Genomic DNA, 22,008 nt, shown 5'->3' with positions numbered 1-22,008 from the left:
GCCCTCGAACTGCGCAACCGGCTGACGGCGGCCACCGGCCTGCGGCTGCCCGCCACCCTCGTCTTCGACCACCCCACCCCGGACGCGCTCGCCGCCGAACTGCACGCCGAACTGCTGCCCGGGGAACCCGGTCCCGAGCCCGGCGGGCCGGACGGCGGCGCCGTGGAGGAGGCGGAACTGCGCGCGCTGCTGGCCACCATCCCCCTCGCCCGGCTCCGCGACGCCGGCCTGCTGGACACCCTCACCGGACTCGCCCGCGCCGGCACCACCGCCCCGGCCCCCGCGCCCGCCGACGGGGCGGACGACGGGCGGGCCATCGACGAACTGGACGTCGACGAACTCGTGGGCCGCGCGCTCGGCGGAGCCGGAGCATGACACGGGAGGAATCCATGACCACGCCCGCGGACCGGGTGGTCGAGGCCCTGCGCGCCTCGCTGAAGGAGAACGAGCGGCTCCGCCACGAGAACCACCGGCTCGGCGAACGCGCCCGGGAACCGATCGCCATCACCGCGATGAGCTGCCGCTACCCGGGCGGCGTCGGCACACCCGAGGAGCTGTGGGAGCTGGTGGCGGCCGGGCGGGACGCGATCGGGGAGTTTCCCGCCGACCGCGGCTGGGACCTCGACCGGCTCTTCGACGCCGACCCCGACCACCCCGGCACCAGCTACGCCCGCGAGGGCGGCTTCCTGCACGACGCCCCGGACTTCGACGCCGACTTCTTCGGCATCTCCCCGCGCGAGGCCATCGCCATGGACCCGCAGCAGCGACTGCTGCTGGAAGCCGTCTGGGAGGCGGTCGAGCGGACCGGCACCGACCCGCTGGCGCTGCGCGGCAGCCGCACCGGAGTGTTCACCGGCAGCCACGGCCAGGACTACGGTGCCCTGCAGGCCAAACTGGCGCGCGGGGTCGACGGCTACCTCGCCACCGGCTCCGGCGGCGCCGTTCTCTCGGGGCGCGTCGCCTACACACTCGGCCTGGCGGGGCCGGCGGTGACGGTGGACACCGCGTGCTCGTCGTCGCTGGTGGCGCTGCACCTGGCCTGCCAGGCGCTCCGCGACGACGACTGCGACCGGGCCCTCGTCGCCGGAGTGTCGGTCATGTCGACACCGGACGGCTGGATCGCGTTCAGCCGGCAGCGCGGCCTGGCCGCCGACGGCCGGTGCAAGGCGTTCGCCGCCGCCGCCGACGGCACCGGCTTCGCCGAGGGGGTGGGGGTCCTCGTGCTGGAACGGCTCTCCGCCGCCCGGCGGGCCGGCCGCCCGGTGCTGGCCCTCGTCCGCGGGTCGGCGATCAACCAGGACGGCGCCAGCAACGGCCTCACCGCGCCCAGCGGCCCCGCCCAGGAGCGCGTCATCCGCCAGGCGCTGGCCGCGGCCCGGCTGACCCCCGCCGACGTGGACGCCGTCGAGGCGCACGGCACCGGCACCACCCTGGGCGATCCCATCGAGGCACACGCCGTGCTCGCCGCCTACGGCCGGGACCGCCCCGCCGGCCGGCCGCTCCTGCTGGGCTCGCTCAAATCCAACATCGGGCACGCCCAGGCCGCCGCGGGGGTCGGCGGCGTCATCAAGATGGTCCAGGCCATGCGGCACGGCGAACTGCCCCGCACGCTGCACGTCGACGCGCCCTCACCGCACGTCGACTGGTCGGCCGGTGCCGTCGAACTGCTCACCGAGCACCGGCCGTGGCCCGAGACCGGCCGGCCGCGCCGCGCCGGCGTCTCCTCCTTCGGCATCAGCGGCACCAACGCGCACGCCATCCTGGAACAGGCCCCCGCCGAACCCGGCGCCACCACCGTCACCACCGCCGCCGAACGGCCGGCGTACCCGCTCGCCTGCCCCGTCTCGGCGAAGACGCCCGCGGCGCTGCGCGCGCACGCCGGCCGGCTGGCCGCGCACCTGCGCGACCGCCCCGGCCTCGACCCCGCCGACGTCGCGCACACCCTGGCCACCGCCCGCTCGGCCTTCCGGGAACGCGCCGTCGTCATCGCGGCGGACCGCGCCGGGCTGCTCGCCGGACTCGACGCCGTCGCCACCGGCGAGCCCGCCCCGGGCGTGCTCACCGGGACCGCCGAGGGCACCCGGCGGCCCGCGCTGCTCTTCTCCGGGCAGGGCGCACAGCGCGCCGGGATGGGCCGCGCCGCGGCAGCGGCCTTTCCCGAGTTCGCCGCCGTGCTCGCCCGCACCTGCGAACCGCTCGACGCGCACCTGGCCGGCGGCCCACCCGGAACGGCCGCGCACCGGCCGCTCGCCGCCGTCCTGGCCGCCGAGCCGGGATCCCCCGACGCCGGCCTGCTGGACCGCACCGTCTACACCCAGGCGGGCCTGTTCGCGCTGGAAACGGCACTGTTCCGCCTGGTGGAGTCCTGGGGCGTGCGGCCGGCCCTGGTGCTGGGCCACTCCATCGGCGGACTGGCGGCCGCGCACGTGGCGGGGGTGTTCTCCCTGGAGGACGCGTGTGCGCTGGTGGCGGCGCGCGGGCGGCTGATGCAGGCGCTGCCCGAGGGCGGGGCGATGCTGTCGGTACGCGCGGCGGAGGAGGAGATCGCGCCGCTGCTGGCCGCGCACGCGGACGACCTCTCCGTCGCCGCGGTCAACGGCCCGCAGGCCACCGTGCTGTCCGGGACGGCCGCCGCGGTGGAGCGGATCGCCGGGGTGCTCGCCGAGCGCGGCGTCCGGACCCGGCGGCTGCGGGTCAGCCACGCGTTCCACTCGCCGCTGATGGAACCCATGCTGGCGGAGTTCCGCGCCGTGGCCGAACGGGTAGGCTACGCCGAGCCGCGCATCCCCGTGGTCTCCGACCTCACCGGCGAAATCGCCGACCCCGCCGAGATCACCACCGCCGACTACTGGGTCCGGCACATCCGCTGTCCCGTCCGGTACTCCGACGCCGTCCGGAGCGCGCACGCCCTCGGCGCGCGCACGTTCCTCGAACTCGGCCCGGACGGCGTGCTCAGCGCCATGGGCCGCGACTGCCTGCCCGCCACCGCCACCGGCGCCGCCCCACTGTTCGTCCCCGCGCTGCGCCGCACCCGGCCCGAGGACCACACCCTGATCGAGGCCATGGCCGCGCTGCACACCCGCGGCGCCGCCTCCCTCGCCCCGCTGATCCCCGGCGGCGGCACCCGCCCCGTCCAGCTGCCCACCTACCCCTTCCAGCGCCAGCGGTACTGGCCGGCCGGCCCGGCCACCGCCGCGGACACCCCCGCGCCCGACGCCGCCGACACCGCACCGGAGACCGCCACCAAGGACGTCCCGCTCGCCCGGCGCCTCGCGGCACTGCCCGCCGGCGAGCGCGACGCCGCCCTGCTGCGCCTCGTCCGCGCGCACGCCGCCGCCGTCCTCGGGCACACCCACCGCGACGCGGTGCCGGCCGACCGGCCCTTCCAGGAACTCGGCTTCGACTCCCTCACCGCGGTGGAGTTCCGCAACCGGCTGGACACCGCGACCGGCCTGCGGCTGCCCGCCACCCTCGTCTTCGACCACCCCACACCGGCCGCACTGGCCGAGACGCTGCGCGCCGAACTCCTCGGCGGCACCGCTCCCGCCGAGGCACCGGCCACCGGCCCCGGCGACCCCGCCGAGCCGATCGCCATCGTCGGAATGGGCTGCCGGCTCCCGGGTGGCGTCGGCGGCCCCGACGACCTGTGGCGGCTGCTGGCCGCGGGCGGCGACGCCATCACGGACTTCCCCACCGACCGCGGCTGGGACCTCGACGCCCTCTACCACCCCGACCCCGACCACCCCGGCACCAGCTACACCCGCTCCGGCGGATTCGTGGCCGGCGCCGCCGACTTCGACCCCGCCTTCTTCGGCATCTCCCCGCGCGAGGCGCTCGCCATGGACCCCCAGCAGCGGCTCATGCTGGAGGTCTCCTGGGAGGCCCTGGAACGCGCCGGCATCCCACCGGCCTCGCTGCGCGGCAGCCGGACCGGCGTCTACGCCGGCGTCGTCTCCGCCGACTACGCGACCCGGCTGCGCGCCGTCCCCGAGGGGCTGGAGGGTTACCTCGGCAACGGCAGCGCCATCAGCGTGCTCTCCGGCCGGGTCGCCTACACCCTCGGGCTGGAGGGGCCCGCGCTCACCGTCGACACCGCGTGCTCGTCGTCGCTGGTGGCGCTGCACCTGGCCTGCCAGGCACTGCGCAACGGCGAGTGCGACATGGCGCTGACCGGCGGTGTCACCATCATGTCCACCCCCGACGCGTTCATCCAGTTCAGCCGGCAGCGCGGCCTGGCCGCTGACGGCCGGTGCAAGGCGTTCGCCGCCGCCGCCGACGGCACCGGCTGGGGCGAGGGGGTCGGCGTGCTCGTCGTGGAACGGCTCTCCACCGCCCTCGCCAACGGCCACCCCGTCCTCGCGGTCGTCCGCGGCACCGCCGTCAACCAGGACGGCGCCAGCAACGGTCTCACCGCCCCGAACGGGCCGTCGCAGCAGCGTGTCATCCGCCAGGCGCTGGCCGCGGCCCGGCTGACCCCCGCCGACGTGGACGCCGTCGAGGCGCACGGCACCGGCACCCGGCTCGGCGACCCCATCGAGGCGCAGGCGCTGATCGCCGCCTACGGGCAGGACCGGCCCGCCGGCCGGCCGCTCCTGCTCGGCTCGCTCAAGTCCAACATCGGCCACACCCTCGGCGCCGCCGGGGTCGCGGGCGTCATCAAGACCGTGCTGGCCATGCGGCACGGCGAACTGCCGCGCACCCTGCACGTCGACGCGCCCTCACCGCACGTCGACTGGTCCGCGGGCGCCGTCGAACTGCTCACCGAGCACCGGCCGTGGCCCGAGACCGGCCGGCCGCACCGGGCCGCCGTGTCCTCCTTCGGGGTGAGCGGCACCAACGCCCACGTCATCCTGGAACAGCCGCCCGACCCCACCGACACGGCCGGACCCGCACCGAGCGCTCCGGCGACCGTGCTCCCATGGATCCTGTCCGCCCGGACCGAGACCGCGCTGCGCCGCCAGGCCGCCCGGCTCCTCGACCACGTCACCGGCGGCCCCGGCCTCGACCCCGCCGACGTCGGCGCCACCCTCGCCTCCGGCCGGGAGGTGTTCCGGCACGGGGCCGTCGTGGTGGCCGCCGACCGCGCCGCGTTCGCCGAGGGGCTGCGCGCGCTCGCGGCGGGCGAGCCCGCCGCCGGGGTCGCCGAGCACCGTGCCGGACCCGAGCCGGGCAAGACCGCGTTCCTGTTCTCCGGGCAGGGCGCGCAGCGCCCGCGCATGGGCGCCGGACTGCGGGACCACCACCCCGTGTTCGCCGAGGTGTTCGATGACGTGGCCGCCCGCCTGGACGCCGAACTCGCCGGACACGTCGACGTCCCGCTCCGCGACGTGCTCGCCGCCGCACCCGGCACCACGGCGGCCGGCCTGCTCGACCGCACCGTCTACACCCAGACCGCGCTGTTCGCCTTCGAGACCGCGCTGGCCCGGCTGCTCGCCGACTGGGGCGTGCGGCCGGCGCTGGTGCTGGGCCACTCCATCGGCGCGCTGGCCGCGGCGCACGTGGCGGGGGTGTTCTCCCTGGAGGACGCGTGTGCGCTGGTGGCGGCGCGCGCCCGGCTGATGCAGGCGCTGCCCGAGGGCGGGGCGATGCTGTCGGTACGGGCCGCGGAGGAGGAGATCGCGCCGCTGCTGGCCGCGCACGCGGACGACCTCTCCGTCGCCGCCGTCAACGGCCCCCGCTCCACCGTCCTCTCCGGCCGGGAACCCGCCGTGGCCGAACTCGCCGCCCACCTGACCGACCGGGGCGTCCGCACCCGCCGGCTGCGGGTCAGCCACGCGTTCCACTCGCCGCTGATGGAACCGATGCTGGCCGAGTTCCGCACGGTCGCCAAGCAGGTGCACTACAGCGAGCCGCGCATCCCGGTCGTCTCCGACCTCACCGGCGAGGCCGCCGACCCCGCCGAGATCACCACCGCCGACTACTGGGTCCGGCACGTCCGCAGTCCCGTCCGGTTCGCCGACGCCGTGCGCCGGCTGCACACCGCCGGAGCCGGCACCTTCGTCGAGATCGGGCCCGCCGCCGTGCTCACCCCCATGGCGCGCGACTGCCTGCCCGACGACGCCGACCCGGCCGCCTTCCTGCCCGCCCAGCGCGCCGACCGCGCCGAGCCGCACGCCCTGGTCACCGCCGTCGCCACCCTGCACCTGCGCGGCGTCCGCCCCGACTGGTCCCGGCTGTTCGGCGCGCGCCGCCCCCGCCCGGCCGAGCTGCCCACCTACGCCTTCGACCACCGTCGGTACTGGCTGGAGGACGCCGCGCCCACCAGCACCCGGCACCCGGCCACCGCCCCCACGCCGGAGCCGCCCGCACCGGCCCACCCCATGACCGGCCCCTGGCTCGCCGACCTTCCCGCCGGCCAGCGCCGCACCGCCGTCCTGGACCTCGTGCGCGCGCACGCCGCCGCCGTCCTCGGCTACCCCGAACCCGAGGCGGTCGAGGACCGCCGGCCCTTCCTGGAGATCGGCCTGGACTCGCTCAGCGCCGTGGAACTGCGCGACCGCCTCGCCGCCGCCACCGGCCTGCGGCTCGGCGCGAGCCTGCTCTTCGACCACGCCACACCGGCCGACCTCGCCGACCACGTGACCGCGCGGCTCGCCGAGGAACCCACCGGCACCGCCGCCGGGACCGGCACCGCACCGCTCGGCCCGCTCGCCACCCTCTACCTCCAGGCCTGCGAACGCGGCCGCATCGCCGAGGCCACCCACCTCCTGGAGGCCGCCTCCCGCATCCGCCCCGCGTTCCACCGCACCCGGCTGCCCGACCCGCCCGATCCCGTCCGGCTCGCCCGTGGCGGCACCGGGCCCGCCCTGGTCTGCCTGCCCTCCTTCAGCCCCGTCGCCGGCCCCCAGGAGTACGCCCGCTTCGCCGCCCACTTCCGCGGCGACCGCGACGTGCTCGCCCTGCGCGAACCCGGCTTCGCCGACGGCGAGCCGCTGCCCGCCGACCTCGACGCGCTGGCCCGCCTGCAGGCCGAAGCCGTCCGCCGCCACCTGGGCACGGCACCGTTCGTCCTCGTCGGCCGATCCGCCAGCGGCTGGCTCGCGCACGCGGTCACCGGCGAACTGGCGGAGACGGGGCCCGCGCCCGCCGCCCTCGTCCTGCTCGACAGCTCCTCCCCGGAGCACATGGAACGCACCGGCCTGGGCGACGCGATGGGCGGCGCCATGGTGGACCGCGAAAGCGACGCCGACCTGCTCAGCGACGTCAAGCTGTCGGCGATGGGCTGCTACTCGCGCATCTTCGCCGGCTGGCGGCCCCGCCCGGTCACCACCCCCACGCTCCTGGTGCGGGCCGGCGAACCGTTCGCCGGGATCGACCCCGACGGGGAGTGGCGCTCCTTCTGGGAACCACCGCACACCGCCGTCGACGTCCCGGGCGACCATTTCTCCATCCTGGAGGACCATTCCGCGACCACCGCGCAGGCCGTCGCCGCCTGGCTCACCACCGGCACGGACACCGACCACCCCACACCCAGCCCTCCCGGGCCGGCCGACAACATGCGGAGCACACCATGAAAGTCCTGATCATCGGAGCCGGGGTCGGCGGCCTGGCCAGCGCGATCACGCTCGCCCGGGCCGGACACGAGGTCGAGGTGTACGAACGCGCCGACGCGCCGCGGCTCAGCGGCAACGGCGTCCTGCTGTTCCCCAACGGCACCGCGCTGCTGCGCGAACTCGGCGTCGATCTCGACGGCCTGGGCGCCCGGATGGACGCGATCAACGGCCTCGCCCACGACGGCCGGCCCGCCATGACCGTCCGGCTCGCCGAGATCGCCGCCGTCCACGGCTCGCCCATCCTGGTCAGCACCCGCGGCCGCGTCCTCGCCCGCCTCGCCGCACTGGTCCCCGAGGGCACCGTCCGGTACGGGCGGCGGTGCGTCGCCGTCACCGAGCGCGCCGGCCCCTGCGAGCCCGTCACCGTCACCTTCGCCGACGGCGGCCAGGCGCGGGGCGACGCGGTGATCGGCGCGGACGGCCACCGCTCCGCCGTGCGCGCCCACCTGTTCGGCCCCGACCCCGCCGCCCCCACCGGCGACGCCACCTGGCACGGCATCACCCCGGTGCCCGGCGAGTTCGCCAACGGGCACCGCGTGTTCAGCGTCTTCGGCACCGAGGGCATCTGCGTCATGCACCCGGTCGGCGACGGCCTCGTCTACTGGGCCTTCGAGGTGCCCTGGACCGACGGCCAGGCCGCGCCCCCGCCCGCCGGGGGCGGCACCGCCGGCCCCGGCGCCCCCGCGTCGCCGGTGGCCGCGCTGCGCGCCAGGTTCGGCCACTGGACCGCCCCGGTGCTGCCCCAGCTGCTGGAGTCCATCACCGACGCCGACGTCGGCGTCTTCCCGCACATCCTGCACCGCATCCCGCGCACGTGGGGGACCGGCCCCGTCACCCTCGCCGGGGACGCGGCGCACGCCGTGCCGCCCCGCCTCGGCATGGGGCTGAACCAGGCCCTGGAGGACGCCTGGGTGCTCGGCCACGCCCTCACCGGGACCGGAACCCCCGCCGAGCGGCTGCGCCGCTACGAGCAGGCCCGGCTGCCCCGCATCCGCCGGATGCGGCGCCTCGCCCGGATGATGGGCCGGCGCACGGTCCCCGCGCCGCCGTGGCTGCTGCGGCTCCTCGGCGACCGGCTGCCCGCCACCCGGCTCAACCTCGCGCAGGTCGGCTCGCTCAGCAACTACCTCAACCGCGACCTGCCCGCGCCGCCACGACCCGGCGGCGTTCCGGCCTGACCCGGCGAGCCGTCCCACGGCGGCCCGCGACCACCCCGGACCGCGATCGCGGGGGCGGCACACCGGCCGCCGCCCCCGCTCCGGCGCGGCCATCGCCCGGCCCCGCGCCGCCCCCATGGGCCCCGGCCGGCCGGCGCCCGAGACCGTTCCCCTCCGCCCCACCGGCGGAGCACCCACCGAGGAGCCCCGATGATGCACGCCGCAGTGCTGCACGCCTTCGGCGAGCCGCCCCGCTGCACCCGCTTCCCGCCGCCGACCCCGGAACCGGGCGAGGCGCTGGTGCGGGTTCGCGCCGCCGCCCTCACCCCGCTGGCGAAGTGGGTCACCACCGACCGCGACTACGCGGGTGCCCGCCGGACGCCGTTCGTCTGCGGGACGGAGGGGATCGGCGTCCTTCAGGACGGCAGCCGGGTCGCGTTCGGCGTGCTGCGCGCACCGTACGGGTCCATGGCCGAGTACGCCGTCGCCCCCCGGGAGTTCTGCTTCCCGGTGCCCGACGGCCTCGGCGACACCGCCGCCGCCGGACTCGTCCACCCGGCGCTGTCCGCCTGGATCGCCATCACCCGCGGCGCCCGGCTCGCGGCGGGGGAGACGGTCCTCGTCCTGGGCGCGACCGGTGTCACCGGCACCTGCGCCGTGCGCATCGCCAAGACCCTGGGCGCCGGCCGGGTGGTCGCCGCCGGCCGCGACCCCGTGGCCCTCACCGCCCTGCGGGAGGCCGGCGCCGACTCCACCGTCCAGCTCGACCGGCCCGAGGCCGAGCTCGCCGCCGCCTTCGCCCGCGAGGCCGGCGATACCGGCTACGACGTCGTCCTGGACTACCTCTGGGGCCGCCCGGCCCAGATCCTGCTCGACGCGCTGCCGCGCTCCTTCATCGCCCGCTCCGGCATCCGCTACCTCCAGCTCGGCAGCAGCGCCGGTGCCGGCATCACGCTGCGGGCCGGCGCGCTGCGCCGCACCGGCCTTTCCATCAGCCCCGCGCCGGTGCCGCCCGCCGACGACATGCGGGAGCTGTACGCCACGGTCATGGCGCACGCCGCCCGGGGCCACATCAGCGTCGACCACGAGACGGTGCCGTTGCGCGACATCGAGGCCGCGTGGACCCGGCAGGTGCGCGGCCGCCGGCTCGTCGTGCTGCCCTGAGCCCGGCCGTCCACCCCGCCACGCCCCGCCACCGCCGGTCCGCTCCCCGGGCCTCCGGCCACCCAACCACCAGAAAGGCGGCAGCAATGGACATCCCCCCGCACCGGACGGTCGCCCGCGCGCTCGCCCCCGGCGGGCCGGACACGATCGAGGTCGGCTCCGAGGACCTGCCGCCCCCGGGCGCCGGCGAGGTTCTCGTCGAGGTCGCGGCCGTCGGCCTCAACCACGCCGACACGCTCATCCGGTCCGGCGGCTACGTCGTCACCCGGCCGTTCCCGCACCCGGTGGGCCTGGAGTGTGCCGGCACCGTCGTGGCCACCGGCCCGGGCACCACCCTCACCGCCGGAACCCGGGTCTGCGGCGCCGGCATCACCGGCGCCTGCGCCAGCCACGTCATCGTCCCCGCCGACCGCCTCGCCGTCGTACCGCCCGGGCTCGGACTCGAACAGGCCGCCGGCCTGGCGCACGCCGGCGCCGCCGCCGGGGCGCTCGCCCGGGTGTGGCCGCTGGAGAACCGCACCGCCGTGGTGTGGGGAGCGGCCGGAGCGGTGGGCCGGCTCCTCGTCGCGATCCTCGCCGAACGCGGCGCCGACGTCGTCGGGGTGGCCACCGGCGCGCGCGGAACGGCCGTGCGGGCCCTGGGCGCCGCCCGCGTCGTGGACCGCGCCGCAGAAGACGTGGCGGCCGCGGTGCGCGCCCACACCGGCGGGCGCGGCGCCGACGCCGTGTTCGACCCGATCGGCGCCGCCACCTTCACCACCAGCCTCGGCCTGCTGGCCCCGCGCGGCTGCCTCATCACCTACGGCGAGCTGTCCGGACCCGTGCCCGACGCCGGCCTCCACCGCCTCTACACCGCCGGCGGGGTCTTCCTCACCAAGTTCAACGCCGCCGCCTACGTGTCCGGCTACGCCGACGTCGTCGGCCTGGTCACCGCCGCGCTGCACCTCGCCGCCCGCCGCCCCGAGGCCGTGAGCGAGGTCGCCGCCCGCTTCCCGCTGCGCCGGACCGCCGACGGTTTCCGCACCCTGGAGGCCGGCGTCTCCGGCAAGGTCCTCGTGCTGCCCGGCCGCGGGTGATGCCGCCCGTCACCCCGGTTCGCACCTAGCCGGAACCCCCGGGGACGCGGCGGTGCCCCTGGGCCTGGCCGCACGCCGCCGCGCGTCCGGGGGCCGCCGACAGTGGCGGACGCGCACGGTGCGGTTCGCGGCGGTCGGGGGAGCGGGACCGGCCGGGACCCGGTTCGTTGTGAACTAACCCGGCCACGCGGGTGCGGACGCCGCTCGCCCGGGGTTGCGGCGGGCAGGTCGGCACGCGGTCCGGCGAGGCTACGCGGACGGCCGGGCCGGCGGCCGTAGGATGCTCGGGGATCTCATCGGCACCGTGCGGGCTCGGTCCCGCCGAAGGGCGTGACACGCGAGTGCGCCGGTACCGCCGCGCGCCGATCCCGGACACGCCCGGCCGGCGGCGCCGCACGGCGCCGGGCGCCCGAGGGCAGCGAGCACCGGAAGCGGGCACATCTCATGAACGTCGCGGTCATCGGGGGAACCGGGCTGATCGGGTCGCGGGTCGTGGCGAACCTGAACGCGGCCGGGCACCAGGCCGTGCCGCACTCGCTGTCCACGGGCGTGGACGTCGTCACCGGCCGTGGGGTGGAGGCGGCCGTGGCCGGCGCCGACGTCGTCGTCAACCTGACGAACTCCCCGACCTTCGACGCCGCCTCGCTCGGCTTCTTCCGGACCTCCATGCGCAACCTGCTCACCGCGAGCGAGCGGGCCGGGGCCGGGCACTTCGTCATCCTCTCGATCGTCGGCGCGGACCGGGTTCCCGGCCTGGACTACTACCGGGCGAAGGTGCTGCAGGAGGACATCCTCAAGGCCGGGCCGGTCCCGTACTCCATCGTCCGGGCCACGCAGTTCATGGAGTTCATGGACGCGATCCTGGCCATGACCACCGAGGGCGACACCGTCCGCCTGCCCCGCACGCCGATCCAGCCGATCGCCGCCGCGGACGTCTCCCGCATCGTCGCCGAAGTCGCCGCCGGCCGCCCGCTGAACGGCACCCTCGACATCGCGGGGCCCGACGTGTACCCCCTCGATGAACTCGGCCGGCTCACCCTGGCCGCCAGGGGCGACCGGCGCTCCGTGGTCACCGACGACACCGCCGGCATGTTCGCCGCCGTCCACGGCGACGCCATCATCGCCCCGGACGGCGCCCGCATCGCCCCCACCCGCTACCCGGACCGGCTCTCCTGAGCCGTGTGCCCAGACGCGGTCAGAACACCGCGCCGGCATCGGCGTCCTCGCCGGCCGGCAGGATCTGCCGCAGCACCCCCCGCGGCAGCCCCCGGCCGCGGCGCTCGCGCGGGTAGCCGATCGAGACCTCCTCGAACCGCACCCCGTCGTACCAGGTGGTGCGGGGAATGTGCAGATGGCCGTACACCACGGCCGCGGCACGGTAGCGCAGGTGCCAGTCGGCGGTCAGCTCCGTGCCGCACCACTGCGCGAACTCCGGGTAGCGCAGCACCCGGGTCGGCTCGCGCACCAGCGGGAAGTGGTTCACCAGCACGGTCGGCAGCTCCGGATCGCACTCCTCCAGCCGCGCCCGAGTCCACTCCACCCGGGCCCGGCACCAGGCGTCCCGGCTCGGATAGGGGTCGGGGCGCAGCAGGAACTCGTCCGAGCACACCACCCCGGCCTCGTGCGCCCGCGCCAGCGACTCCTCCTTGGTCGACGTGCCCGCCACCCGGAAGGTGTAGTCGTACAGCAGGAACAGCGGCGCCACCGTCACCGGCCCGCCCGCGCCGGTGAAGACGGGGTAGGGGTCCTCCGGGGTGAGCACCCCGATCCGCCGGCACATGTCGACCAGGTACCGGTACCGCTCCTCGCCCGCCAGCCGCACCGGATCCTCTCGCGGGGTCCACAGCTCGTGGTTGCCCGGCACCCAGACCACCACCGCGAACCGGTCCCGCAACCGCCGCAGCGCCCACTCCACGTCGGCCGCCCGCTCCGCCACGTCACCCGCCACGATCAGCCAGTCCGCCGCCGACCGCGGCTCGATCTCCGCCGCGATCCGCCGGTTCTCCGGAAACGCCACGTGCAGGTCGCTGACCGCCATCAGCCGCGCGGACCCGCCGCCCGCGCCGCTCACCACGCCGCCCCCACCGTGTACCGCACCGACACCGCACATCACCGGCCCTCAGTTCGTTCGCACGCTCCCCGGACACCGGCGGGCCCGCCGCCGGCCCGATCATCGCAGACGCCGCCCGCCGCGCGCCCGCCGGGTGGCGGAGCCGCGGCGGCCCGGCCACGCCCGCGCGGCCGGGCAGGCGGCGGTAGCGGTCCGTCCGCGCGGGATAGGGGTGGGTAAGGGGTGGGAGGTAGGGGGCCGCCGCCGGTAGCTTGCGTGATGGCCGACCCGAGCGGCAGCCCCCGACCCGGCGACCGTGCCGGCGTCCCGGCACCGGCCGGCCCGGACTCCCCGCCGCGTCGCGCGCACCCCCGTCCGACCACCGACCTTCCAGGGGCAACCGTGACGGTGCTGACCTCCTCCCCACCGAGTGACACCGACGGCGCCGACCCCCGGTCGCCCGGCGTCCGCCTCGCCCGGCTGCTGGACGCCGGCTCGATCCGGCCGCTCGCCGGCGCCGACACCGACGAGGTGCGCGCCGTGCGCGGCCGTATCCGGGGCGCCGACGTCCTCGCCTACTGCACCGACGCCACCCGGATGGGCGGCGCCCTCGGCGCGGCCGGCGCCGACCGGATCATCCAGGCGATCGACACCGCCGCGGCCGAGGAACGCGCGGTCCTCGGCATCTGGCACTCCGGCGGCGCCCGCCTCGCCGACGGCGTGCAGTCCATGGACGGCGTCGGCCGGATGTTCGCCGCGATGACCCGCGCCTCCGGCCGCGTCCCGCAGATATCCGTGGTCGTCGGCCCGGCCGCCGGAGCCGCCGCCTACGGCCCCGCCCTGACCGACGTCGTGATCATGGCCGACACCGGCCGCCTCTTCGTGACCGGCCCGGACGTCGTCCGCAGCGTCACCGGCGAGACCATCGACATGGCCGGGCTCGGCGGCACCGACGCGCACGGCCGCCGGTCCGGCGTCGCGCACGTCACCACCGCCACCGAGGCCGACGCCTACGCGCGGGCCCGCGCCATCACCGCCCTGCTGGCCCGCCAGGGCCGCATGGACGCCGACGCCGTCGGCGACGTGCCCGACCCGCGCGGCCTGCTGCCCGCCCAGCCGCGCCGCGCCTACGACGTGCGGCCCCTCGTACGGGCCCTGCTCGACGCGGCGCAGGACGGCGGCTTCGAGGAACTGCAGGCCCGCTGGGCCCCCAACGTCGTCACCGGGCTGGGCCGGCTCGGCGGGCGCACCGTCGGCGTCATCGCCAACAACCCGCTGCGCAAAGGCGGCTGCCTGGACTCGCTGTCCGCGGAGAAGGCCGCCCGGTTCGTCCGCATGTGCGATGCCTTCGGGGTGCCGCTGCTCGTGCTCGTCGACGTGCCCGGCTACCTCCCCGGCGTCGACCAGGAGTGGGGCGGCGTCGTCCGCCGCGGCGCCAAACTCCTGCACGCCTTCGCCGAGGCCGTCGTGCCCCGCGTCACCCTGGTCACCCGCAAGTCCTATGGCGGCGCCTACATCGCCATGAACTCCCGGTCCCTGGGCGCCACGGCCGTCCTGGCCTGGCCCGGCGCCGAAGTCGCCGTCATGGGGGCCGAGGCGGCGGTCGGCGTGCTGCACCGCAAGACGCTGGCCGCCGCCCCCGAGGACGAGCGCCCGGCCCTGCGCGCCCGGCTCGTCGCCGAGCACACCGCCGCCGCCGGGGGAGTGGACCGCGCCCGCGCCATCGGCGTCGTCGACGCCGTCATCGACCCCGCCCGCACCCGCACCCGCATCGCACAGGCGCTCGCCGCCGCACCCGCCCGCCGCGGCGCACACGGCAACATCCCCCTCTGAGCCCGCCCCACCACACCCGGCCCGCCCACGACCAGAACAGGACCCCGACCGTGCCCGCAGAAGACGCCGACCGGTGGCTGCGCCGCTTCCACCCCGGCCCCCCACACGGCGCCCGCCTGGTGTGCCTGCCGCACGCCGGAGGATCCGCCGGCTTCTACTTCCCGCTCTCCGCCGCGCTCGCCGCCGACTGCGAGGTCGTCGCGGTCCAGTACCCGGGCCGGCAGGACCGGCGCGCCGAACCGTGCGTCACCGACCTCGGCGAACTCGCCGACCGGATCGCCGCCGTGCTCGGCACGCTCGACGGCCGCCCGCTCGTCCTCTTCGGCCACAGCATGGGCGCGCTCCTCGGGTACGAGGCCGCCCGGCGGCTCACCGCCGCGGGCGGCCCCGCACCGGCCGCGCTCCTGGCCTCCGGCCGCCGCGCCCCCGCCACCCACCGCGACGAACGGGTGCACCTCATGGACGACGACGGCCTGCTGCGGGAACTGCGCCTCCTCGACGGCACCGCCCACCAGGTCCTCGCCGACGAGGAACTCCTCCGCATGGTGCTCCCCGCCATCCGTGCCGACTACACCGCGGCCGAGACCTACCGGCACCGTCCCGGCCCCGAACTCGACTGCGCCGTCACCGTGCTCGTCGGCCGCGACGACCCCCGCGTCACCCGCGCCGAAGCCGAGGCGTGGCGCGGCCACACCAGCGGGCCGTTCGAGCTGCACACCTTCCCCGGCGGCCACTTCTACCTCACCGCGCACCAGCGGGCCGTCACCGACCTGGTCCGCGCCGCGGTGCGCTCGGTCCCGTCCCCCGGGCGGTGACCACGCGCGGGCCCCGACAGAGAGGCGAACAGACATGACAGCCGAGATCCTCAGCGCCGTCCTCGCCGACGAACGCGACCCCGCCGCCTACGCCGCACTGCCGCTGCCCGAGAGCTACCGGGCCGTGACCGTGCACGCCGACGAGACCGACATGTTCGCCGGCACCCCCAGCGAGGAGAAGGACCCCCGCGCCTCCCTGCACCTGGACGAGGTGCCCGTGCCCGACCTCGGCCCCGGCGAGGTGATCGTGGCGGTCATGGCCAGCGCGGTCAACTACAACACCGTCTGGTCGTCCATCTTCGAACCCGTCCCCACCTTCGAGTTCCTGCGCCGCTACGGCCGCACCTCCGAGCTCGGCCGCCGCCACGACCGGCCCTACCACGTGCTCGGGTCCGACCTCGCCGGGGTCGTCCTGCGCGTCGGCCCCGGCGTGCACGCCTGGTGCCCGGGAGACCGGGTGGTCGCCCACTGCCTGTCCGTCGACCTGGAGCACCCCGACGGCCACGACGACGCAATGCTCGACCCCGCGCAGCGGATCTGGGGCTTCGAGACCAACTTCGGGGGACTCGCCGAGATCGCCCTGGTGCGCGGCAACCAGCTCATGCCCATGCCGGCCCACCTCACCTGGGAGGAGGCCGCCTGCTCCGGCCTGGTCAACTCCACCGCCTACCGCCAGCTCGTCTCCCGCAACGGCGCCGCCATGAAGCAGGGCGACACCGTCCTCATCTGGGGCGCCACCGGCGGGCTCGGCTCCTACGCCACCCAGTACGCGCTGCGCGGCGGCGCCGTGCCGGTCTGCGTCGTCTCCTCCCCGGAGAAGGCCGCCCTCGCCCGCCGGATGGGCGCCGAGCTCGTCATCGACCGCACTGCCGAGGACTACCGGTTCTGGCGGGACGAGCACACCCCCGACCCCAAGGAGTGGCGGCGCCTGGGCCAGCGCATCCGCGAACTCACCGGCGGGGACGACCCCGACATCGTCTTCGAGCACCCGGGCCGCGACACCTTCGGCGCGAGCGTCTACGTGTGCCGGCGCGGCGGCACCGTCATCACCTGCGCCTCCACCAGCGGCTACACGCACAGCTACGACAACCGCTACCTGTGGATGCACCTCAAGCGCATCGTCGGCACCCACTTCGCCAATTACCGGGAGGCATGGCAGGCCAACCGGCTGCTCGCCCGCGGTCACCTCCACCCGACGCTGTCCGTCACCTACCCGCTGGCGGAGACACCGACCGCCGTGCTGGACGTGCGCCGCAACCGGCACCAGGGCAAGGTCGGCGTGCGCTGCCTCGCCCCGGCCGACGGCCTGGGCGTGCGCGACCCGGAGCTGCGCGACCGGCACCTGGCCGGCATCACCGCGTTCCGCGCCGCGCCCCGGCCGGCCGCCGTCTGAACGCGCGACCGGCCGGGGCCGCGGGTCACGGCAGCCGGATGCCGCTGCCGACCCCCAGCGGCAGGTCGAACACGTAGAACGCGCCGAGCAGCACCGTCCAGACCACCAGGAACGGCACCACGAAGATCGACAGCCGCGAGATCAGCGTGCCCAGCCGGGCGTCCGGCTCGTACTCCCGCAGCATGGCGAGCACCAGCAGCAGGTACGGGTTCATCGGCGTGATGATGCCGGTCGCCGAGTCGCCGATCCGGAACGCCGCCTGGCTCAGCGCCGGGTCCAGCCCGAGCAGCATGAACGCCGGGACGAACACCGGGCCCATCAGCGACCACAACGCCGACCCCGAGGTGATGAACAGGTTGAGCAGGCAGGCCAGCAGGATGAACAGCACGATCGCCCCGAACCCGGTCAGCCCGACCGACTCCAGCAGCGCGGCGGCCTTCACCGCGAGCACCACCCCGACGTTGGACCACTCGAACAGCGCGATCACCTGGGCGGCCACGAACACCAGCACCACGTAGCCCGACATCCCCTTGACCGCCTCGCCGGCCATCGTGATCGCGTCGCCGCTGGACCGCACCGTCCCGGCCACGACCCCGTACGCCAGGCCGGTGAGCACGAACGCGCCGAAGAACATCGGCACGATCCCCGACAGCCCGGGCGAGGGGACCAGGGCGCCGTCCTCCCCGCGCAACGGGCTGCCCGGCCACAGCCACACCGTCAGCACCAGCGCCACGTAGCCGGCCAGCACCGCGCCGGCCACCAGCAGCGCGCGCCGCTGCCGCGCCGAGACCACCGGCTCGCCGGCGCCGTCCGTGGCCGTGCCGCCGCTCCACGTCCCCAGCCGCGGCTCCAGCACCCGGGCGATCAGGAACCCGCCGAGCAGGCCCAGGACCACGCTGCTGGCCGCGGTGAAGAAGTAGTTGGACAGCAGGTTGACGTGCACCCCGGCGGCCTCGGGCAGCACCGTCATCGCCTGCTGGGTGATGCCCACGTACAGCGCGTCCAGCGACCCGACCGTGAACCCCGCCGCGTACCCCGCGCCGGTGCACGCGAACCCGCCGAGCAGTCCCGCCACCGGGTGCCGCCCGGCGCTGCGGAACAGCATCGCGGCCAGCGGCGGGATCACGACCATGGCGACGTCGCTCATCATGTGCGCCTGGCAGGCCACGAACGCGACCGCGTACGGCAGCACCGCGCGGGGCGCCCGCGCCAGCGTCGCCCGCACCGCGGTCTCCAGCAGGCCGGTCTTCTCGGCCAGCCCGACCGCCATGATGAGGACGAGCACCGTGGCGAACGGCGGGAACCCGGCGAAGTTGCCGACCAGGTTCTCCAGCAGCCAGGCCAGGCCGTCACCGCTCAGCAGGCCCTGCACCGCGCGGGTCTCGTCGGTGCCGGGGACGGTCACGCTGACACCGGTCAGCTCCAGGACCGTGGACACCACGGCCAGCAGGACGAACAACAGCGCGAACAGCAGCACCGGGTGCGGGAGGCGGTTGCCGGCCCACTCGATGCCGCCCAGCACGCGATCCAGCAGCGCGGACCGCTTCGCGGTCGCGTCGATGTCGGCGTTCATGGCTTCCTCGTGAAAAGGGAGGGGAGATGGGGAGAACGGGCGGCGGCCGGGCCGGCGCCGCCCGCGAATGGGGGAGGGGGAGCGGACGTCAGGCGGCGGTGCGGGCCGGAGCGGGCAGCAGGTCCTTGCGGACGACGCCCTGCTGGACGACACAGACCACGTTGCCGGGGTCGCCGAGCACGGTGATGTCGCGCAGCGGGTCGCCGTCGCACACCACCACATCGGCGAGCTTGCCGGCCTCCAGGGTGCCCAGCCGGCCGGACACCCCCAGCAGCTCGCTGGCCGTGCGCGTCCCGGCGATGATGGCGCCCATCGGCGTCATCCCCAGGTCCACCAGATAGCTCAGCTCCATCAGGTTCACCCCGTGCGGGCCGACGGCCGCGTCGGTGCCCAGCGCCACCGGCAGCCCCCGCTCGATCACCCGCGCGATGTTGGTCTTGGTGATCCCCGACCAGCGGATCTTCTTCTGGTAGTGGTAGTCGGGCATCGTCTCCTTGTTGATGCCGGCGTAGACCGTGGACAGGGTCGGCACCACGAACGCACCGGTCTCACCGGCCAGGTCGCAGGCCGCGTCGTCCATGCCGTAGCCGTGCTCGATGCTGGTGACGCCGGCCCGCAGCGCGGTCATGATGCCCGCCGTGCCCTGGGCGTGCGCCGCGACCGCCCGCCCGCCGTGCCGGCGCCCCTCGTCGATGACGGCGCGGATCTCCGCCTCCGTCAGCTCCTCGTCGTCCGGCTGGTCGTAGGGGCTGCCCATGCCGCCGGTGGCGCACACCTTGATCAGGTCGGCGCCGGCGCGGATGACCCGCCGCGTCGCCAGCCGCACCTCGTCCTCGGTGTCGGCGATCTCGCTCATGCCGCCGCTGAGGTCGTGACCGTCCGGCAGCCGCACGTCGCTGTGCCCGCCGGTGTGGCCGATGATGCGCACGGCGGTCTGCAGCCGCGGCCCCTCGACCAGCCCCTGCTCCACCGCGGTGCGGAACCCGGCGGGCAGGCCGCCCAGGTCGCGGGCGCTGGTGATGCCGGCGTCCAGCGTCTCCCGCAGCCGCCGCACGGTCCCCAGCATCTGCAGCACCGGGTCCTCCTCGGCGCGCCGGCCGGGGCTGCGGCCGTGCTGGAAGCCCAGGTGCACGTGGCAGTCGAAGAAGCCGGGCAGCACCGTGCGCCCGCCGGCGTCGATGACACGCTCACCGGCGGGGGCCGGGGCGCCGGCCGCCGGGCCGGCGTAGCCGATGACACCGTCATCGCCGGCCACGAGGACCGCGTCGTCGATCGGCGCGGCGCCGGTTCCGTCGATCAGGCGGGCCCGTTCGATCCGCAGGGCGCTGGAGGCGTGGATGGTGGTGTTCAAGCCGTGGCCTTCCCAGGTACGGGGACAGAGGACACCGGACGATCCGGCTGGACACCCGACTGTCGAATCGGAGTGTCACGACTGCGTTAACCTGCAGTTTTTTCCTTGAAGCGAGCGGGACGACGCAGGAATATGCCATCCATGGGAACGCAGGAAACCGCCGCCGTCCTGGAGGACATCGACGAGCTCGACCGCGGGATCGTGAACGCGCTGCAGATCCATCCCCGCGCGCCGTGGACCCTGGTGGGCGAGGTGCTGGGCGTGGATCCGGTGACCGTGTCACGGCGGTGGCGGCGGCTGGCGGACCGCGGCCTGGCCTGGGTGACGGCGCACTCGCGCCCGGCCGAGGGAAGCAACGTCGTCATCGCCACGGTGGAGATCGAGACCGTGGCGGGCGCCAGCGATGACGTCGCGCGGCAGCTGGCCGCCCACCGGGCCGCCGTCAACGTCAAGCGCACGGCGGGCGGCCGTGACATCGTGGTCACGGTGCAGGCCGCCGGGCTGGACGAGCTGGCCCGCTACCTCGCCCGCGAGGTGTCGCCCATCACGGGGGTGAAGTCCACCCGCACGCACGTGGCCACGATGATGCCCGTCGAAGGCAGCCGCTGGCGGCTGCGCAGCCTGGACGCCGAGCAGCGGCGCCGGATGGAGCGCGCGGTTCCGGCGCCGGTGGGGCCGATGGCGCCGTGGCACGAGGTCGACGGCCGGCTGATGGAGCTGCTGGGCATCGACGGCCGCATGCCGCTGAACGACCTGGCCGCCCGGGCGGGAACGAGTGTGGCCACCGTCCGGCGCCGGCTGCGGGCGCTCGTGGGATCCCGCGTGGTGCTGCGCTGCGACATCGCGCGCCCGCTGTCGGGATGGCCGGTGTCGGCGATCTACCTCGCCTCGGCGCCCGCGGAACACCTCAACGAGGTGAGCCGGGTGCTCGCGGGGGTGCCGGAGGTGCGTTCCTGCATGGTGGCGGCGGGGCCGCACAACCTCATCATCGACGTGTGGCTGCGCGGGGTGACCGAGGTGCACGCGCTGGAGGCGTATCTGTCCGGGCGCCTCGCGCGGCTGACCATCGAGGACCGCGCGGTCGTGCTGGCCACCGTGAAGCACATGGGGCGGCTGCTGGACGAGGCGGGGCGCTGTGTGGGGGTCGTGCCCATGGCCCAGTGGGCGGAGCCGGGACCGGCGGCGCGGGGGAGCGCGCGATGAACGGCACCGGCGAGCGGGGAGCGTGGCCACGCCGCCGCGCACGCAACGGGGCAGCGGAGAGCGGCGGGAAGAGGGAGGGGAAGGCGGGGGACTGTCCCCGGCGGGGCAAGGCCGGGGCACGAGGGGAAGGCGCCGGTCCCGCCCGCCATCAGCGGGGTGCCGGCGGTCGAGTCCGCTCGGTCAGCGGTTGGCGCCCTGCAGGCTGCCCGTGGTCTGCCCGTCGGGGGAGGAGATCAGGCAGAGGATCTCACGGTCGCCGCCGGCCCAGGACTGCTCGGTGGGCACGTACCACGAGTACAGCAGCACGGACTCCATGTACGGGAGGCCGACGAAGTTGGTGAACTCCGCGTCGCACTCGGTCTCGGCCTCGGCGTTGACGGCCTCGTCACCGGGGAAGGCGCCGTCGTCCATCATGACGCTGGCGTAGACCTCGGAGTCGTGCGGCTGGTCACAGGAGATGACCGGCACCTCCTGCACCTCGCCGGTCATGGCGGCGTCGTTGAGGCAGTCGCCGACGGCGATGTCGAAGACATCGGCGTCCTCGGCCCCCGCGGCGGGGGCCTCGCTGCCGGTGTCGGCGCCGGTGCCGGCGTCCGTGCCGGTGGAGGCGCCGTTGTCGGCGGGCTGCTGGGCCGGGGCGCCCAGGCCGGGCAGGGCGCCACAGGCGGAGAGCGTGACGGCGGCACCGAGGGCGACACTACCAAGGGTGAAGGCGCGCAGGTAGGCGCCGAACGGCTGGGACATTACTGATAGCTCCAAAGCGATTCAGGGGGCTAAGGTGCGGGTAAACATAACAGACCCTTCAGACGGTTGACGGACTGTTCCCGACCTGGACGACAT

General features: G+C 75.9%; 14 protein-coding genes. 10 read left to right on the top strand and 4 right to left on the bottom strand.

All coding sequences use genetic code 11. The annotated features are described in order from the left end of the window. From ACFQRF_RS26740 to ACFQRF_RS26715, 6 genes are all read left to right on the top strand, one after another. On the top strand, positions 1 to 375 hold a 375-nt coding region (locus ACFQRF_RS26740), incomplete at its 5' end, for an acyl carrier protein (RefSeq protein ID WP_379874135.1). Positions 376 to 389: 14 nt separating this feature from the next. Beyond that, positions 390 to 7,514 (top strand): type I polyketide synthase, encoded by a 7,125-nt coding sequence (locus tag ACFQRF_RS26735; protein WP_379874133.1) that lies wholly within the window; start codon positions 390 to 392, stop codon positions 7,512 to 7,514. Then, complete coding sequence (locus ACFQRF_RS26730) at positions 7,511 to 8,731, top strand: FAD-dependent oxidoreductase (protein WP_379874132.1); 1,221 nt, start codon at positions 7,511 to 7,513, stop codon at positions 8,729 to 8,731. Before ACFQRF_RS26735 ends, ACFQRF_RS26730 begins: the two co-directional genes overlap by 4 nt. 189 nt (positions 8,732 to 8,920) lie before the next feature. Then, positions 8,921 to 9,874: a quinone oxidoreductase family protein gene (locus ACFQRF_RS26725; protein WP_379874130.1), complete on the top strand. Its 954-nt coding sequence runs from the start codon at positions 8,921 to 8,923 to the stop codon at positions 9,872 to 9,874. Positions 9,875 to 9,960: 86 nt separating this feature from the next. Further along, positions 9,961 to 10,950, top strand: a complete 990-nt coding sequence (locus ACFQRF_RS26720; RefSeq protein WP_379874129.1) for a zinc-binding dehydrogenase — start codon at positions 9,961 to 9,963, stop codon at positions 10,948 to 10,950. Positions 10,951 to 11,394: 444 nt separating this feature from the next. Then, positions 11,395 to 12,126, top strand: coding sequence for an SDR family oxidoreductase (locus ACFQRF_RS26715; RefSeq protein ID WP_379874127.1), 732 nt, complete (start codon positions 11,395 to 11,397; stop codon positions 12,124 to 12,126). Between the two features lie 19 nt (positions 12,127 to 12,145). On the opposite strand, the gene ACFQRF_RS26710 is transcribed toward ACFQRF_RS26715, so the two are convergent. Then, positions 12,146 to 12,988 (bottom strand): metallophosphoesterase family protein, encoded by an 843-nt coding sequence (locus ACFQRF_RS26710; protein ID WP_379874141.1) that lies wholly within the window; start codon positions 12,986 to 12,988, stop codon positions 12,146 to 12,148. A gap of 414 nt (positions 12,989 to 13,402) precedes the next feature. Here ACFQRF_RS26710 and ACFQRF_RS26705 point away from each other — a divergent pair, with 414 nt between their 5' ends. Genes ACFQRF_RS26705 through ccrA form a run of 3 tightly spaced genes read left to right on the top strand, consistent with a single transcriptional unit; the run spans position 13,403 to position 17,041 of the window. After that, positions 13,403 to 14,833, top strand: a complete 1,431-nt coding sequence (locus ACFQRF_RS26705; RefSeq protein ID WP_465262342.1) for an acyl-CoA carboxylase subunit beta — start codon at positions 13,403 to 13,405, stop codon at positions 14,831 to 14,833. 50 nt (positions 14,834 to 14,883) lie between these two features. Further along, positions 14,884 to 15,648, top strand: coding sequence for a thioesterase II family protein (locus ACFQRF_RS26700; RefSeq protein WP_379874126.1), 765 nt, complete (start codon positions 14,884 to 14,886; stop codon positions 15,646 to 15,648). A gap of 34 nt (positions 15,649 to 15,682) precedes the next feature. Continuing rightward, positions 15,683 to 17,041: a crotonyl-CoA carboxylase/reductase gene (ccrA, locus tag ACFQRF_RS26695; RefSeq protein WP_379874124.1), complete on the top strand. Its 1,359-nt coding sequence runs from the start codon at positions 15,683 to 15,685 to the stop codon at positions 17,039 to 17,041. Between the two features lie 25 nt (positions 17,042 to 17,066). Here ccrA and ACFQRF_RS26690 read toward each other — a convergent pair whose 3' ends face one another. After that, a complete protein-coding gene (locus ACFQRF_RS26690; protein WP_379874123.1) occupies positions 17,067 to 18,614 on the bottom strand; it encodes an AbgT family transporter in 1,548 nt (515 codons plus the stop codon). Between the two features lie 88 nt (positions 18,615 to 18,702). Beyond that, complete coding sequence (locus ACFQRF_RS26685; protein ID WP_379874121.1) at positions 18,703 to 19,965, bottom strand: metal-dependent hydrolase family protein; 1,263 nt, start codon at positions 19,963 to 19,965, stop codon at positions 18,703 to 18,705. Between the two features lie 141 nt (positions 19,966 to 20,106). Between ACFQRF_RS26685 and ACFQRF_RS26680 the strand changes: the two genes are divergently transcribed. Continuing rightward, on the top strand, positions 20,107 to 21,168 hold the full coding sequence (locus ACFQRF_RS26680) for an Lrp/AsnC family transcriptional regulator (RefSeq protein WP_379874120.1): 1,062 nt from the start codon (positions 20,107 to 20,109) through the stop codon (positions 21,166 to 21,168). Between the two features lie 180 nt (positions 21,169 to 21,348). On the opposite strand, the gene ACFQRF_RS26675 is transcribed toward ACFQRF_RS26680, so the two are convergent. Further along, positions 21,349 to 21,912, bottom strand: coding sequence for a septum formation family protein (locus tag ACFQRF_RS26675; protein ID WP_379874118.1), 564 nt, complete (start codon positions 21,910 to 21,912; stop codon positions 21,349 to 21,351). Positions 21,913 to 22,008 lie beyond the last annotated feature (96 nt).

Source organism: Marinactinospora rubrisoli (genome assembly GCF_042664915.1).
Classification (GTDB): domain Bacteria; phylum Actinomycetota; class Actinomycetes; order Streptosporangiales; family Streptosporangiaceae; genus Marinitenerispora; species Marinitenerispora rubrisoli.
Note: the sequence above shows the minus strand (reverse complement) of the source record. Positions and strands in the feature narration are given on the sequence as shown.

Coding starts and splice junctions, on each gene's coding strand:
- ACFQRF_RS26735 (WP_379874133.1), top strand. CDS start 390: ATGACCACGCCCGCGGACCGGGTGGTCGAGGCCCTGCGCGCCTCGCTG.
- ACFQRF_RS26730 (WP_379874132.1), top strand. CDS start 7,511: ATGAAAGTCCTGATCATCGGAGCCGGGGTCGGCGGCCTGGCCAGCGCG.
- ACFQRF_RS26725 (WP_379874130.1), top strand. CDS start 8,921: ATGATGCACGCCGCAGTGCTGCACGCCTTCGGCGAGCCGCCCCGCTGC.
- ACFQRF_RS26720 (WP_379874129.1), top strand. CDS start 9,961: ATGGACATCCCCCCGCACCGGACGGTCGCCCGCGCGCTCGCCCCCGGC.
- ACFQRF_RS26715 (WP_379874127.1), top strand. CDS start 11,395: ATGAACGTCGCGGTCATCGGGGGAACCGGGCTGATCGGGTCGCGGGTC.
- ACFQRF_RS26710 (WP_379874141.1), bottom strand. CDS start 12,988: ATGGCGGTCAGCGACCTGCACGTGGCGTTTCCGGAGAACCGGCGGATC.
- ccrA (WP_379874124.1), top strand. CDS start 15,683: ATGACAGCCGAGATCCTCAGCGCCGTCCTCGCCGACGAACGCGACCCC.
- ACFQRF_RS26690 (WP_379874123.1), bottom strand. CDS start 18,614: ATGAACGCCGACATCGACGCGACCGCGAAGCGGTCCGCGCTGCTGGAT.
- ACFQRF_RS26680 (WP_379874120.1), top strand. CDS start 20,107: ATGGGAACGCAGGAAACCGCCGCCGTCCTGGAGGACATCGACGAGCTC.
- ACFQRF_RS26675 (WP_379874118.1), bottom strand. CDS start 21,912: ATGTCCCAGCCGTTCGGCGCCTACCTGCGCGCCTTCACCCTTGGTAGT.